This window comes from Paraburkholderia sp. J7, from assembly GCF_905220155.1.
Classification (GTDB): domain Bacteria; phylum Pseudomonadota; class Gammaproteobacteria; order Burkholderiales; family Burkholderiaceae; genus Paraburkholderia.
Map to the genome: position 1 here is coordinate 391,936 of NZ_CAJMYZ010000002.1, position 12,292 is coordinate 404,227.

Annotated in this window: 10 protein-coding genes; 9 read left to right on the forward strand and 1 reads right to left on the reverse strand. The window is 60.3% G+C overall.

What is annotated here, in order from left to right:
• Positions 1–286 precede the first annotated feature (286 nt).
• The 7 genes from U5A58_RS04865 (at position 287) to zwf (ending at position 8,846) form a co-directional block, all read left to right on the forward strand.
• Complete coding sequence (locus U5A58_RS04865; RefSeq protein WP_321960512.1) at positions 287–1,792, forward strand: sugar ABC transporter ATP-binding protein; 1,506 nt, start codon at positions 287–289, stop codon at positions 1,790–1,792.
• Positions 1,789–2,802, forward strand: coding sequence for an ABC transporter permease (locus tag U5A58_RS04870; RefSeq protein WP_321960513.1), 1,014 nt, complete (start codon positions 1,789–1,791; stop codon positions 2,800–2,802). Before U5A58_RS04865 ends, U5A58_RS04870 begins: the two co-directional genes overlap by 4 nt.
• A gap of 101 nt (positions 2,803–2,903) precedes the next feature.
• Positions 2,904–3,857: a sugar ABC transporter substrate-binding protein gene (locus U5A58_RS04875; protein ID WP_321917152.1), complete on the forward strand. Its 954-nt coding sequence runs from the start codon at positions 2,904–2,906 to the stop codon at positions 3,855–3,857.
• 46 nt (positions 3,858–3,903) lie between these two features.
• A complete protein-coding gene (locus tag U5A58_RS04880) occupies positions 3,904–4,941 on the forward strand; it encodes an NAD(P)-dependent alcohol dehydrogenase (protein WP_321945379.1) in 1,038 nt (345 codons plus the stop codon).
• Positions 4,942–4,973: 32 nt separating this feature from the next.
• Positions 4,974–6,470: a xylulokinase gene (gene xylB / locus U5A58_RS04885; protein WP_321945378.1), complete on the forward strand. Its 1,497-nt coding sequence runs from the start codon at positions 4,974–4,976 to the stop codon at positions 6,468–6,470.
• 2 nt (positions 6,471–6,472) lie between these two features.
• On the forward strand, positions 6,473–7,189 hold the full coding sequence (locus U5A58_RS04890; RefSeq protein WP_321960514.1) for a ribulose-phosphate 3-epimerase: 717 nt from the start codon (positions 6,473–6,475) through the stop codon (positions 7,187–7,189).
• A gap of 172 nt (positions 7,190–7,361) precedes the next feature.
• A complete protein-coding gene (zwf, locus tag U5A58_RS04895) occupies positions 7,362–8,846 on the forward strand; it encodes a glucose-6-phosphate dehydrogenase (protein ID WP_321960515.1) in 1,485 nt (494 codons plus the stop codon).
• Between the two features lie 87 nt (positions 8,847–8,933).
• Here zwf and U5A58_RS04900 read toward each other — a convergent pair whose 3' ends face one another.
• Positions 8,934–9,737 carry a DeoR/GlpR family DNA-binding transcription regulator gene (locus tag U5A58_RS04900; RefSeq protein ID WP_321917146.1) on the reverse strand — a complete coding sequence of 268 codons (804 nt, stop codon included), beginning with the start codon at positions 9,735–9,737 and terminating at the stop codon, positions 8,934–8,936.
• A gap of 455 nt (positions 9,738–10,192) precedes the next feature.
• Between U5A58_RS04900 and U5A58_RS04905 the strand changes: the two genes are divergently transcribed.
• Entirely contained in the window at positions 10,193–11,236 is a 1,044-nt protein-coding gene (locus U5A58_RS04905; protein WP_321960516.1) for an ABC transporter permease, read from the forward strand.
• Between the two features lie 13 nt (positions 11,237–11,249).
• Positions 11,250–12,230, forward strand: a complete 981-nt coding sequence (locus U5A58_RS04910) for a substrate-binding domain-containing protein (protein ID WP_321960517.1) — start codon at positions 11,250–11,252, stop codon at positions 12,228–12,230.
• Positions 12,231–12,292: the final 62 nt, after the last annotated feature.

The window sequence follows — 12,292 nt, forward strand, 5'->3', positions numbered from 1 at the left end:
CCTGGGTCGGAAAGGCCGCTAAAGGGTGTGCGAAATCAGCTTCAAGTCCCGGAAAATAAGCGAGTTTATCGAATTTAGAGGCTGGCGATGGCAGTTCGGTCCCCAAATCGATGCTGGTGAGACTAGAACATTAATGTTGATTGTTGAACTTCACGCATGTAGAGTGTGTTCATGGTTAAGCAAAGCGGCGATGCTGGAGCGCGACATGTAGCCCTGCGCTCCGGAGCGCCAGGCCGAACGGCAGGCCTGAGTGCCATTCCTTGTACACAGATATAAGGCGATGAAGATGGGAGACACACCAATCCTGGAATTGCGTGGAATCGAGAAGCGGTTCCCGGGCGTCATTGCGCTCAAGGACATGGGCTTTTCTGTCCGCAAGGGTTCGGTCCACGTGATTTGCGGCGAAAACGGAGCGGGCAAATCCACGCTCATGAAGATCGTCAGCGGCATCTATCAGCCCGACGCCGGCGAGATTTACGTCGGCGGGGAGAAGGTCACGATCGACAGCCCGTTGACGGCGCGTCGACTCAAGATCTCGATGGTCACGCAGGAGCTCAACTACATTCCGGAAATCACCGTTGCGCAGTCGCTCTTTCTCGGCGACGAACCCAGAACCCGCATCGGCTCGATTGACTGGAAGAAGGTTTATGCGGACGCGAAGGCGCTGCTCGAGCGGGAAGGCCTGCATTACCGCCCCGACACGAAGCTCAAGGAGCTGAGTGTTTCTGACCTTCAGATGCTCGAAATCATGAAGGCGGTATCGCGCGAAGCGAACATCATCATCTTCGACGAGCCCACCTCGGCAATCACGTCGAAAGAGGTCGATGTTCTCTTCAAGAAGATCAATGAGCTTCGGGAAAAAGGCGCAGGCATTGTCTACATTTCGCACCGCTTCGACGAACTCTTTCGCATTGCAGACGATATTTCCGTTATCCGCGACGGCACCCATGTCGGCACACGGCCCGCGAGCGAGATTGACGTCGACACCATCATTCAGATGATGGTCGGTCGCAAGCTCGACAACGTCTATCCAGAGAAGCCGCAGCGAAAGTTGGGCGCCACTGCGCTCGAAGTCAAGGGCCTTGGCGACGACGAGCGCTTTTCGGATGTCAGCTTCAATGTGCGCAAAGGCGAAATCATTGGGCTGGCTGGCCTGATGGGTGCGGGTCGCACGGAAGTCGTGCGCACCGTCTTCGGCCTTGACCCGTACACGCAAGGTGAAATCAACGTGCACGGTCAGCCGGTTCGTATCCGCCATGTACAGGACGCGATCCGGCTCAGGATCGCCATGCTGTCCGAAGACCGCAAGCGCTACGGCATCGTTCCCATGCGCAGCATCACCGAGAACACGGGTCTCGTTTCGCTCAACAAGTTCTTCAAGCGCGGTTACCGGGATGCGAAGACCGAGAAGCGTCTGATCGATGGCGTGAGCAGCCGCATGAAGGTCAAGGCGCCGAATTTCAACACGCAGATTGGCCTGCTTAGCGGCGGCAACCAGCAAAAGGTGATGCTCGCGAAGTGGATGCTCTGCGACCCGGAAATCCTGATTCTCGATGAACCGACGCGCGGCATCGATGTCGGTGCGAAGTTCGAGATCTACAAAATCATCTTCGAGCTTGCGCAGGAAGGGCGCGCCGTAGTGGTCATCTCGTCGGAGCTCTCCGAGTTGATTGCCATCTGCGACCGCATCTATGTGATGGCAAACGGACGAATCAGTGGAGAACTGAAAGAGCCTGAATTCAGCCAGGAAGGAATCATGCGACTGGCAACCCTTGGTGGAGACGAAAATTGAATACTGCAACGCGTAGCGTACCCGCTCGCTGGACGCTGTTTACAAACGGCCGGTACAGCATTTATCTGATTCTGGTTGCGATGATTGTGGTGAGTTCGATCATTAGCCCAGTGTTTCTCTCCACCACCAACTTTCTGAATATCTCTCGCCAGATTTCAATTACGACGATTCTGGCATTCGGTCAAACGCTGCTCATCATCTGCGGCCTCATTGACCTTTCGGCGGGCTCCGTGCTTGCGCTCTCCGGCTTGCTCTCCGTGATGTTCTTCAAGGCGACCGGCATGTTCGTGCCGTCGATGATCGTGGGCATCGCGATTGGCTCGGCGTGCGGCCTGGTGAACGGCTGGATTGTCACCCGCTTCAATACGCCGGCGTTCATCGCAACGCTGGCAATGCAGACAGCCGCGCGCGGTGCCGCGCTGATGATGACGAGCGGTCAGAACATCTATGAGCTGGACACGTTCACTGGCTGGGGCCAGGGCTCTGTCCTCGGTGTTCCGTCGCCAGTCATTTTCCTCGTGGTGATTGCCCTGCTGACCTGGTATGTCCTGAACCATACGCGTCTTGGTCGGTACATCTACGCCATCGGCGGCAACCAGGAAGCCGCCCGTGCCTCCGGCATCCGGATTTCCCGCATCAAGATGGCCGCCTTCCTGCTGAACGGCGCACTCGTGGGACTGGCCGGTGTGCTCTACATGTCGCGTGTCAACGCAGGCCTGCCGAATGCCGGCATCGGCTTCGAGTTCGACGCGATGACGGCCGCGATCATCGGCGGCACCAGCTTCTCCGGCGGCATCGGAACGGCGATTGGAACGCTTGCGGGTGCATTCATCATGGGCTTCCTCGGAAACATCATGAATCTGCTCGGCGTCCAGTCGTACCTCCAGCAGATTATCAAGGGCGGCATCATCGTTCTCGCGGTCGCTTATGACATTTCCTCGAAGCACGGAAAGAAAAAGAAGGCCGCGAAGCGTGGCTCGACCGAAAAGCCGACGGTGGCGACCCGCTAGCTGAGTCGGCAGTGCAGTCAGAAGTGCAAGGTTTTCCGCAGGTGTCGGTTTTCCCTACTCACATGAAGAGTGCATAACGTCTAATCTGAAGGAGACACAAAATGAAGTTGAAGAAGCTGATGGTGTGCGCGGTGGCGCTGGGTGTGTTCGCCGCAAGCGGTGCGGCGGTCGCGGAGAACGCGAAGTATCGTGTCGCTTACCTCGCCCGTGCGCAGAGCGACTCGTTCGCAGCGTGGCTCGCGAACGCCATGGTCAAGGAAGCGAAGCAGTACCCGGACATCCAGTTGACGGTGTTCGACGGCCAGAGCCAAAACTCGGTCATGCAGTCGAACATCGAGAACGCCGTCACGAACAAGTACGACCTGGTCATCATCCAGCCGTACGACCCCGCAGTGCAGCACGGCCCGGTCAAGAACGCGATGGCGAAGGGCGTCAAGTTCGTCGCGACGAATCCGAAGTTCTCCGACGACGCGATTCCTTCCGTCGACTCCAGTCCGTATCTGCTCGGGCAAGTCAACGCACAGCTCGCCTTGAAGGAAGTGCCGAAGAACGCCAAGGTCGTGGTTCTGCTCGGGCCCCCGGGCAACCCGCACTCGCTGGGCCGTCGTGACGCGTGGCAGAAGGAATTCTTCGCCAGGCGTCCGGACGTGAAAATCGTCGCGGAGCAAACGGCGAACTGGAACAAGGATGAGGCCATGCAGTTGATGGAGGACTGGATTCAGGCGAACCCCAAGATCGATGCCGTGATTTCGATGAACGACAACATGGCAGCCGGCGCGGTCGAAGCGCTCAAGGGTTCTGGCATGCAGCCGTTCCCGCTGGTGTATGGCACCGACGGAACCGGTGAAGCCTGTTTGCTCATCAAGCAAGGCAAGATGACGTCGACCGCCCTTCAAAGCGCGGACGAACTGGCCCAGAAGTCCATGGCAATGGCACACGATATTTTGACCCACAAGCAGACGGATCTGCATCAGGTCGAAGGGACCGTTCTCTACACGAAGGCGAACGTGGACGAATGCATCGCACTCCACAAGAAGCTGGGCGACATCAAGTAACGGTTTCGTAGCGGCCAACCGCACCGACTAACTGAAAGGAAATGACATGAAAGCCTTGGTCCTCGAGGAAAAAGACAATCTTCAGATTCGCGACATCGCAATCGAAGAGTCGCTCGGCCCCAACGACGTGCGCATCAAGATTGCCAAGGTCGGCGTTTGCGGCAGTGACGTCCATTACTACAAGCACGGCCGCATTGGTGACTTCATCGTGAATGAGCCGATGGTCCTCGGGCACGAAGCGAGCGGCGTCATCGCCGAAGTCGGCAGCGCGGTGAAGAACCTGAAAGTCGGCGACCGTGTGGCCATGGAGCCGGGCATCTTCGACCCGAACTCGCCCGAAGCCATGCAGGGCAACTACCACCTCGACCCGGGCATCCGGTTCTGGGCAACGCCGCCGATTCACGGTGTGCTGCGCGAGTCGGTCGTTCACCCGGCGAGCCTCACGTTCAAGCTGCCGGACAACGTCAGTCTCGAAGAGGCGGTGCTGGCCGAGCCGCTGACCTCGGGTACCCACGTGGCCCGCAAGGTCGGCATCGCGCCGGGCGACACGGCGGTCGTTGCCGGAGCCGGCACCATTGGCTCGCTGATGGCGCTCGCGCTGCTGGCTTCCGGAGCCAGCCGCGTCATCATCACCGACGTGAAGCAGGAGAAGCTCGACTTCCTGTCCGAAAACTACGGTGAGCGGCTCATCACGTGCAACGTGGCGAAGACGGACCTGAAGGAATTCGTCCTCGAGCACTTTACGAACGGCGCAGACCTGTTCGTCGACTGCAGCGGCAACGCGAAAGCCATCGCGGCGGCGCCGCACTGCCTGCGTCCGGCCGGCAAGCTCGTGTTCGTCGGCATGCCGCAGGACCTCGTCCCGATGGATATCGTCGCCATGCAGGTCAAGGAGATCGAAACGGTCGGCATTTTCCGTTACGCAAATGACTATGAGCGTTCGATTGCCCTGATCGCGTCCGGCCAGATCAACGTCAAGCCGTTGATTTCGCGCCGCTACGCGTTCAAGGACAGCATCGAGGCGTTCGATCTCGCGGCGTCCGCGCAGCCGGACGTCATCAAGGTTCTCATCGACGTGCAATAACGCAATTCACTTTCAGGAAATTGAGGTCTCGAATGTATCTCGGCATCGACTGCGGAACGCAAGGAACGAAAGTCGTTTTGTTGGACCCTGAGAGCGGCGCCCTTGTGGCCCGCGGTCATGCCAGCCACCCGATTATTTCCGAAGCCAATGGCCGCCGGGAGCAAAAGGCGGAGTGGTGGATTACGGCCCTGCGTCAGGCGCTCAAGCAACTGTTCGCACAGACCTCGCGCAGTCCCGCCGACGTTTCGGCAATTGCAGTATCCGGCCAGCAGCACGGGCTTGTCATGCTGGACGGCAAGGGCGCCGTGGTACGCAACGTGAAGCTGTGGAACGACACGGAGACCACCGAGGCGAATGAGACGCTATTCAACGCGGCAGGTGGCGAGCGCCGCATTCGCAGTCTGATTGGAACCACGATTCCTGTCGGCTTCACGGCGTCCAAGGTGGCGTGGGTCAGAGAACACGAGCCTCAGACCTGGGAGCAGGTGGAACATGTTCTTCTGCCTCACGACTACGTCAACTTCTGGCTGACCGGCGAATATGCAACGGACGCCGGTGAGGCGTCCGGTACCGGTTATTTCGACGTGGCCTCCCGTACGTGGTCGAAGCACATGGCCGGCCTGATCGACCCGACTGGCAGGCTCGAACGGGCTCTGCCGCGCATCGTTTCGCCACTCGACGCGCTCGGCACCGTGCGCCCCGAGGTGGCGGCGGAATTCGGATTCTCGCCCGGGACGCTCGTTGCATGCGGTTCCGGCGACAACGTCATGGGTGCGCTGGGCACAGGCAACGTCGCCGCGGGACGCGCGACGCTCGGTCTCGGCACATCGGGCGTGCTCAACCTCCATGCGGACCGCCTGACCGACTCGGTCGACCCCAGCATCTACGTGTTCTGCGGTCTTGACGGCGGCTGGTTGCCCACAATCGCGACGATGAACGCGACGTCGACGACCACGCTGCTGCAACAGCTCTTCGAAGTGGAGATCGCGGAGGTCGAGACGCTCATCGCGTCGGCGAATCCGGGCGCAGGCGGGGTGCGCATGTTCCCGTACTTCAGCGGCGAACGCATTCCGGCGCTGCCCCGCGCGCGTGGCGTCATCAAAGGGCTGTCGGCAGACAACATGACCCGCGCGAATCTGATGCGCGCCGGCGCCGAAGCGGTCGCGTTCGGTTTGAAATGGGGCTATGAGCTTCTTTCCCAGAGCTTCGAGCGCGCGCAGCAGTTCCGCCTGACCGGCGGCGGTGCGAACAGTGCGGCCTGGCGCCAGATACTCGCGGACGTTTTCGATGTCGACGTCATTCGCGTGAAGTGCGACGAGGGCGGTGCGTATGCCGCCGCGCTGCTCGCCCTGACCGTGCATCAGCGTGCAAAGGGTGCGGACGTCACGCTATACGACGTCTGCGAGAAGTACGTCGAACTGGACGAAACGCGCGCAGCGAAGCCGCGCCCGGAAGTGGCAGCGCGATACAAGGAACTCTTCGCCGCGTTCACGGACACCATCGCGAACGAAGACTTCGAGGCGAGCTGACCGTGGAAATCGCCTGGCAAAAATCCTGTCTCATTGCGCCTTCGCTCATCACATTCGACCTTTGCAATCTCGAACGTGAGGTGCAGGGCATCGCTGCGGCTGGACTGGACGTCGTGCATCTCGACGTCCTCGATGGACATTTCAGTCCGAGCATGCCGTTGGGCATCGAGACCATCGCGCAGCTGCGGCGAAAGACCGACCTCGCGTTCGATGCGCATGTCATGGCAACGCGGCACGACTACTTCATCGACGCGCTTCTTGACATCGGCGTGCAGCAGCTCACGTTTCAGATTGAATCGGAGCCGCATGTCGACAGGATGCTCAATCACATCCGGTCGGCGGGCGTGCGTGCCGGTGTAGCACTGAAACCGTCGACGCCACTCAATGCGCTCGACTATGTTCTCGAGCGCTGCGATACCGTGCTGCTGATGCTCACCAACCCGGGCTATGCCGGCGTTCCAGGTGAGTCGCAGGTGCCCTATGCCGAGCGAAAGATTCTCGCCCTGCGCGAGATGATTCGACAGCGGGGACTTGAAACGGCCATTGAAATCGATGGCCGCGTGTCGAAGGACACCATTCGCAAGCTCGCTCCATCGGTCGACATGTTCGTGGCGGGCAGCATGTGCATCTCCAGAGAATCGCCCGCAGCGGGCCTCGCAGAGCTTGCCGAACTTCGGCGTGCAGTGACGGCGACGGCGTCCATGAACGCCGGTTCATAAGCCGCCGCGTCTGCCGTGGAGCGCTTCGAATTGTTTGGCTCCAGGCCAACAGCACTCGATTGAATCTCGACCGTCCGGCTAAAGCCATCTCGACCTCGGCCTACCCGTCGAGGCGCTGCACCGCGCGCGTTTCCATTTAATCGCCAACCCTCTCTGTCTTAGAAGAACACCTATGGCAACGTTCTCCAGGTCACCCACTGCGAACGCATTCTCCTTCGTGCTCATTGGCGGCACGGGAGACCTCGCCATGCGCAAGATTTTGCCGGCGCTCTATGCCGCGCATCGCGATGGCACATTGGGCGAGGGCGGGCGCATCATTCCCGTTGCTCAGACTGCGCTTGATCAGGATGGCTATATCCAGTGGGTCAACGAACACGTGAAGCCGCTGGTCGCCATGGTTGCATCAGGCGTTGACGACGACGCGTGGCTTAGCTTTCTCGGGCGCATCACCTACGTGGCGCTTGACGCCAGTCGTGCCGATGATTTCGCCGTGCTTCGGGATGTACCCGGGATGCTCCGGTCCCAACGCATCTTCTATCTCGCGACAGGGCCCTCGCTCTTCGTGCCGATATGCGAGGGTCTCGCCGCGGCAGGGCTGACCGAGCATGCGCGCGTGGTGCTCGAGAAACCGCTTGGTCATGACCTGGCGTCGTCGCAAGCGATCAATGACGCGGTCGGCGCAATCTTCACCGAGGACCAGATTTACCGGATCGACCACTATCTCGGCAAAGAGGCGGTCCAGAACATGTTTGCGCTGCGCTTCGGCAATGTGTTGTTTGAGCCGCTTTGGCGCAGGGAGTGGGTCGAGAGCATCCAGATAACCGTGGCAGAGGAACTGGGCGTGGAGCGCCGCGGCGACTTCTACGACAAGACGGGCGCCTTGCGCGACATGGTGCAGAACCACCTGTTGCAGCTGCTCTCGATCGTCGCGATGGAGCCGCCGCATTCCATGGATGCAGATGCGGTGCGGGACGAGAAGCTGCGCGTGCTACGGGCGTTGAAGCCGCTGCGCGAAGAGGACATCCGGCAGAACGTCGTGCGCGGACAATATCGCGCGGGTGTCGGCGGCGGCGCGCCCGTTCCTGGCTACGCCGAGGAGCCGGGCGTGTCGCACGACAGCGTCACGGAAACGTTCGTCGCGCTGAAAGTCGAAATCGAAAACTGGCGATGGTCCGGCGTACCTTTCTTCCTGCGAACGGGCAAGCGCCTGGCCGGTCGGGTAGCGGAAATTGTCGTCAACTTCCGGCCGGTGCCGCATTCGGCGCTCGGCGCCATGCCATTGCGAGCCGGATCGAACCGGCTCACCATCCGGCTGCAACCGAACGAGTCGGTCCGGCTCAACGTGCTCGGGAAGGTGCCGGGTATGGGTATGGATCTGCGAGGCGTCTATCTCGACCTCGCGTTCGACCGATTCTTTCTGCGCGACAGGATGGAGGCGTATCAGCGGTTGCTGCTCGATGTCATTGCGGGACGGCTTGCGCTCTTCGTGCGACGCGATGAGCAGGAAGCGGCATGGAAGTGGGTCGCCCCGATACTGGAAGACTGGAACCGGTCTCCCACGGCGCCGAAGCCCTATGCGGCCGGCACATGGGGGCCCGCCGCGGCGAGCGCGCTGCTTGCCCGTGAAGGCACCTGCTGGCTGGAGGAGGAGAGCTGACGCGGCAGGGTGCTGCCCGCAGGCGGGCGCGAAGTTCGCGGGCTTGCTGGCTGCTGCGCCCGCGAACGTTCGGGAAACGGCCGCCGGTCAATCGGCGATGAGTACCTTGAGACCTTTCGTCTCGAGGTCGAGCCGGTACCGGTCCGGGACATGGGAATCGGTTATCACCTTGTCGAAGTCGTCCACGTCGGCGAAGCTGCAGGTGGACACCTTTCCGAACTTGGACGAATCCACCAGCAGGATGCGCTCGACGCTGCATTGCATTGCGGCCTGCTTCCACGAGCAGTCTTCGACATAGCTGCACGTGAGGCCATGCTTGAGCTCGTATCCCGTCGCGCCGATAAAGGCCTTGTTGGCGCGATACCGTTGCATCGCCTGGACTGCGTCGGGTCCAGAGAACGTGAAGGACTTGGTCGAAAGCACACCGCCGAGTGAAATTACCGTTGTCTCTTCCCGCTTGGCCAGCACGTTGATGGTGTTCAGGCTGTAACAGATGAATGTGTAGGCGCCTTCGGCAGGCAGGCACTCGGCGAGTTGCTGGACCGTGGTGCCCGAATCGAGAATGACCACATCGCCCGGAGTGAGCAGCTTGCTGGCCGCCAGGGCAATCCGCCGCTTCTCGTCGGCATGCTGGCTGCGCTCGGTCTGCGCGTTGTAGTTCGCGACCGTGCCCGCGTTCTCGAGCGACGCCACGCCGCCATACACCGTACGAACCTTGCCGATGTCCGCCAGGTCGCGCACATCACGGCGAATGGTCATCTCGGACACGTCCAGTGCCTTCGCCAGGTCGCCAATGCTCATGAAGTGCCTGGTATCGACCATATCGAGGATCTGGTCGGACCGCTGCTCTTTGCTAGCCATAGAAAGATGATGTTCCGTGCAGAGCGACATCGACGGATCGGTCGGTCGCAGCCTGGTTCGAGATATGTTCAATCTCGAACATTCTACTTCAATTGTAACGGCTACGGGCGGGTTCAAAGTGCCAGTGGTTCGAGTTCCACCACTAGAACCGCGCGAATTGACACCTGGCCCCGTTACCCCGATTGATCAGGCCCTTTGATCATTTCCCCTGTGTGGCGTGCTTCAGGCCAATGCCGGCGTGCAACGTCCAGGTTTCCCCCTGATTCGCACGCCAATCAATTTGTATATATCTCTAACATTTAGTTGAAACTCTAACTTTTATCGATTAGGATGTGGTTGACGTAGAACATCACTTGAGCGGCCTCCCGGCGTCAGTGACCTACGGCAAAGCAGCGGAGCCAGAGCGCGCGCAGACGCACCCGGCGATTTCGCGGCAGCACGTCGACGCACACGCTTTAGATGCTTCGCCATATCAGGAGACAAACATGAGCAGTCTTGAATCACCTGGGACAACCAAGCGCCAGTTTCGGCTGCCGCCCGAAGCGGGAATCGCCGCGGTGTTCTTCGTGGTCATGCTCGGCGGCTTCATTGCCACGCCGAACTTTCTCACCGTGTCGAACATGATGGTGCTCTTGCTCAATGGAGCCGTAATTGGCTTCCTGTGCCTCGGGCAGTCGTTCGTGCTTTTGACCGGCGGCATCGACCTTTCCTGCGGTTCCATCGTGGCAATGACCTGTGTTGTCGGCGCACTGCTCATGCAGAGCCTGGGGTTGCCGTGGCAAGTTGCCGTCCCGCTTGTTCTCGTTATTGGGGCGCTTGCGGGGATGGTGAACGGCTGGATTATCGAGCGCACGGGTGTGCCGCCCTTTATCGTGACCTTCGCGACGATGGGCGTTGCGGCGTCCATCCCGCAAATCATTACCGGCGCTGAGTCCATCCGCGTTACGCAGATTGGTTACAGCCTGATTGGTCAATCGCGGCCATTCGGCGTGCCGTTCCCGGTGCTTGCGTTGCTTGTTGCGATCGTCCTGGCCGCGGTGCTCCTGAAGCGCACGGTTACGGGCACGCACATCTACGCAGTGGGCGGCAACGCGGATGCTGCGCGGCTGTCGGGCATCAGCGTTCCGCGCGTCACGTTGTTCGTCTATTCGGTGTCCGGTCTGTGTGCGGCGGCAGGTGGCCTCATCTACGGCTCGCGCTTGATGACTGGGTATCCCACCGCCGGCCGTGGTGACGAGTTGTTCTTCTCGATTGCAGGCGCGGTGGTTGGCGGCGTCAGCCTTTTCGGCGGCAGCGGCAGCATTGTGGGCGCGATGATTGGCGCGATGCTCATCGCCGCAATCTCGAATCTGATGAACGTGCTGAACGTCAGCGCCTACTGGCAACCGCTGGTCATCGGTTTGATCATTTTGATTGGCGTAACGCTCGATACGATGCGTTCGAACAAGCGAATCAGCTTTCCCTGGCTCAAGTCGCGCAAAGAGTGCACGTTTGCTCAGCCCACTGACTCGTTGAAAAGCACGTCCTAACCAGGTGAATAGCATGCGAAACCATCAAGTCGTCGCTCTCGGTCTCATTTGCTCCGCGCTCGCGCTGGGTATCTCCGGTTGCAATCGCCACCCCGACGCCAGCGCGTCCAGCGGGGGCAAGAAAACCCTCGGGGTGGTGCTTCCGAATCTCACGAACCCATACTACGTTGCCATGAAGAAAAGCTTCGAGGACAGCGGCGCCGCGAAGGGAATGAGTGTGGAGGTCTCGATCGCGGATAACGACGATGCGCGAGAACTCTCGGAAGTGCAAAGCTTCATCCAGAAGAGGGTGGACGCCGTCGCGGTGAACTGCGTGAGTTCGGGGCCGTGCGTCTCGGTCATCTCGGAGCTGAACAAGGCCAACATTCCCGCGTTCGCCATCAACATCCTGCCGGACGCCGATGGGATGAAGCAGCAGGGCGCGCATATCGTGCAGGGCGTGCAGACCGACCAGAAGGCGGGCGGCGTGTTCATTGGCCAGCAGCTGCTGAAGGATCTGGGTGAGAAGGCCAACGCGGTAATCGGCATCGTTGGCGAACCGACCTCCATTGCGGCGAATGCACGTGACGATGGTTTCAAGCAGGCCATTGCCGCCAACCCGAACATGAAGGTCGTCGCGCTCGTCAACGGCAAGGTGGAGGAAACCACGTCGCTGAAAGTCACGACGGAAATGCTGCAGGGCAATCCCAACATGACGGTGGTGTATTCCGATACTGAACCCTCCGCGTTGGGCGCGTTGGCTGCCATCAACCAGCTTGGCTTGAAAGACAAAGTGAAGCTCTATGCGTTCGTCGACAAGGAGGGCGTGAAGCAGATTCAGTCGGGCGATACTCTGCGCGCGGGAGCCATTCAGGAACCCGTGCGACTTGCCTCACTGCTTGTCGACAGCGTGAACGATCAGCTTGCGGGCAAGCAGACGACGGCCATGGTGAACAGCCCTCCGCTGCTCGTCAACAAGGACAACGCTGGTCAGGTCGTTGGCCAGGCCTACTGATGCGCGTGAAGCCACTGGATACAGTGGCGTTATGCGCCGCCTCATTTTCGTGTTGGGATTGG

Excerpts from the sequence above, each read along its gene's own strand:
- U5A58_RS04865 (WP_321960512.1), top strand. The coding sequence starts at position 287 with ATGGGAGACACACCAATCCTGGAATTGCGTGGAATCGAGAAGCGGTTC.
- U5A58_RS04875 (WP_321917152.1), top strand. The coding sequence starts at position 2,904 with ATGAAGTTGAAGAAGCTGATGGTGTGCGCGGTGGCGCTGGGTGTGTTC.
- U5A58_RS04880 (WP_321945379.1), top strand. The coding sequence starts at position 3,904 with ATGAAAGCCTTGGTCCTCGAGGAAAAAGACAATCTTCAGATTCGCGAC.
- xylB (WP_321945378.1), top strand. The coding sequence starts at position 4,974 with ATGTATCTCGGCATCGACTGCGGAACGCAAGGAACGAAAGTCGTTTTG.
- zwf (WP_321960515.1), top strand. The coding sequence starts at position 7,362 with ATGGCAACGTTCTCCAGGTCACCCACTGCGAACGCATTCTCCTTCGTG.
- U5A58_RS04900 (WP_321917146.1), bottom strand. The coding sequence starts at position 9,737 with ATGTCGCTCTGCACGGAACATCATCTTTCTATGGCTAGCAAAGAGCAG.
- U5A58_RS04905 (WP_321960516.1), top strand. The coding sequence starts at position 10,193 with ATGAGCAGTCTTGAATCACCTGGGACAACCAAGCGCCAGTTTCGGCTG.
- U5A58_RS04910 (WP_321960517.1), top strand. The coding sequence starts at position 11,250 with ATGCGAAACCATCAAGTCGTCGCTCTCGGTCTCATTTGCTCCGCGCTC.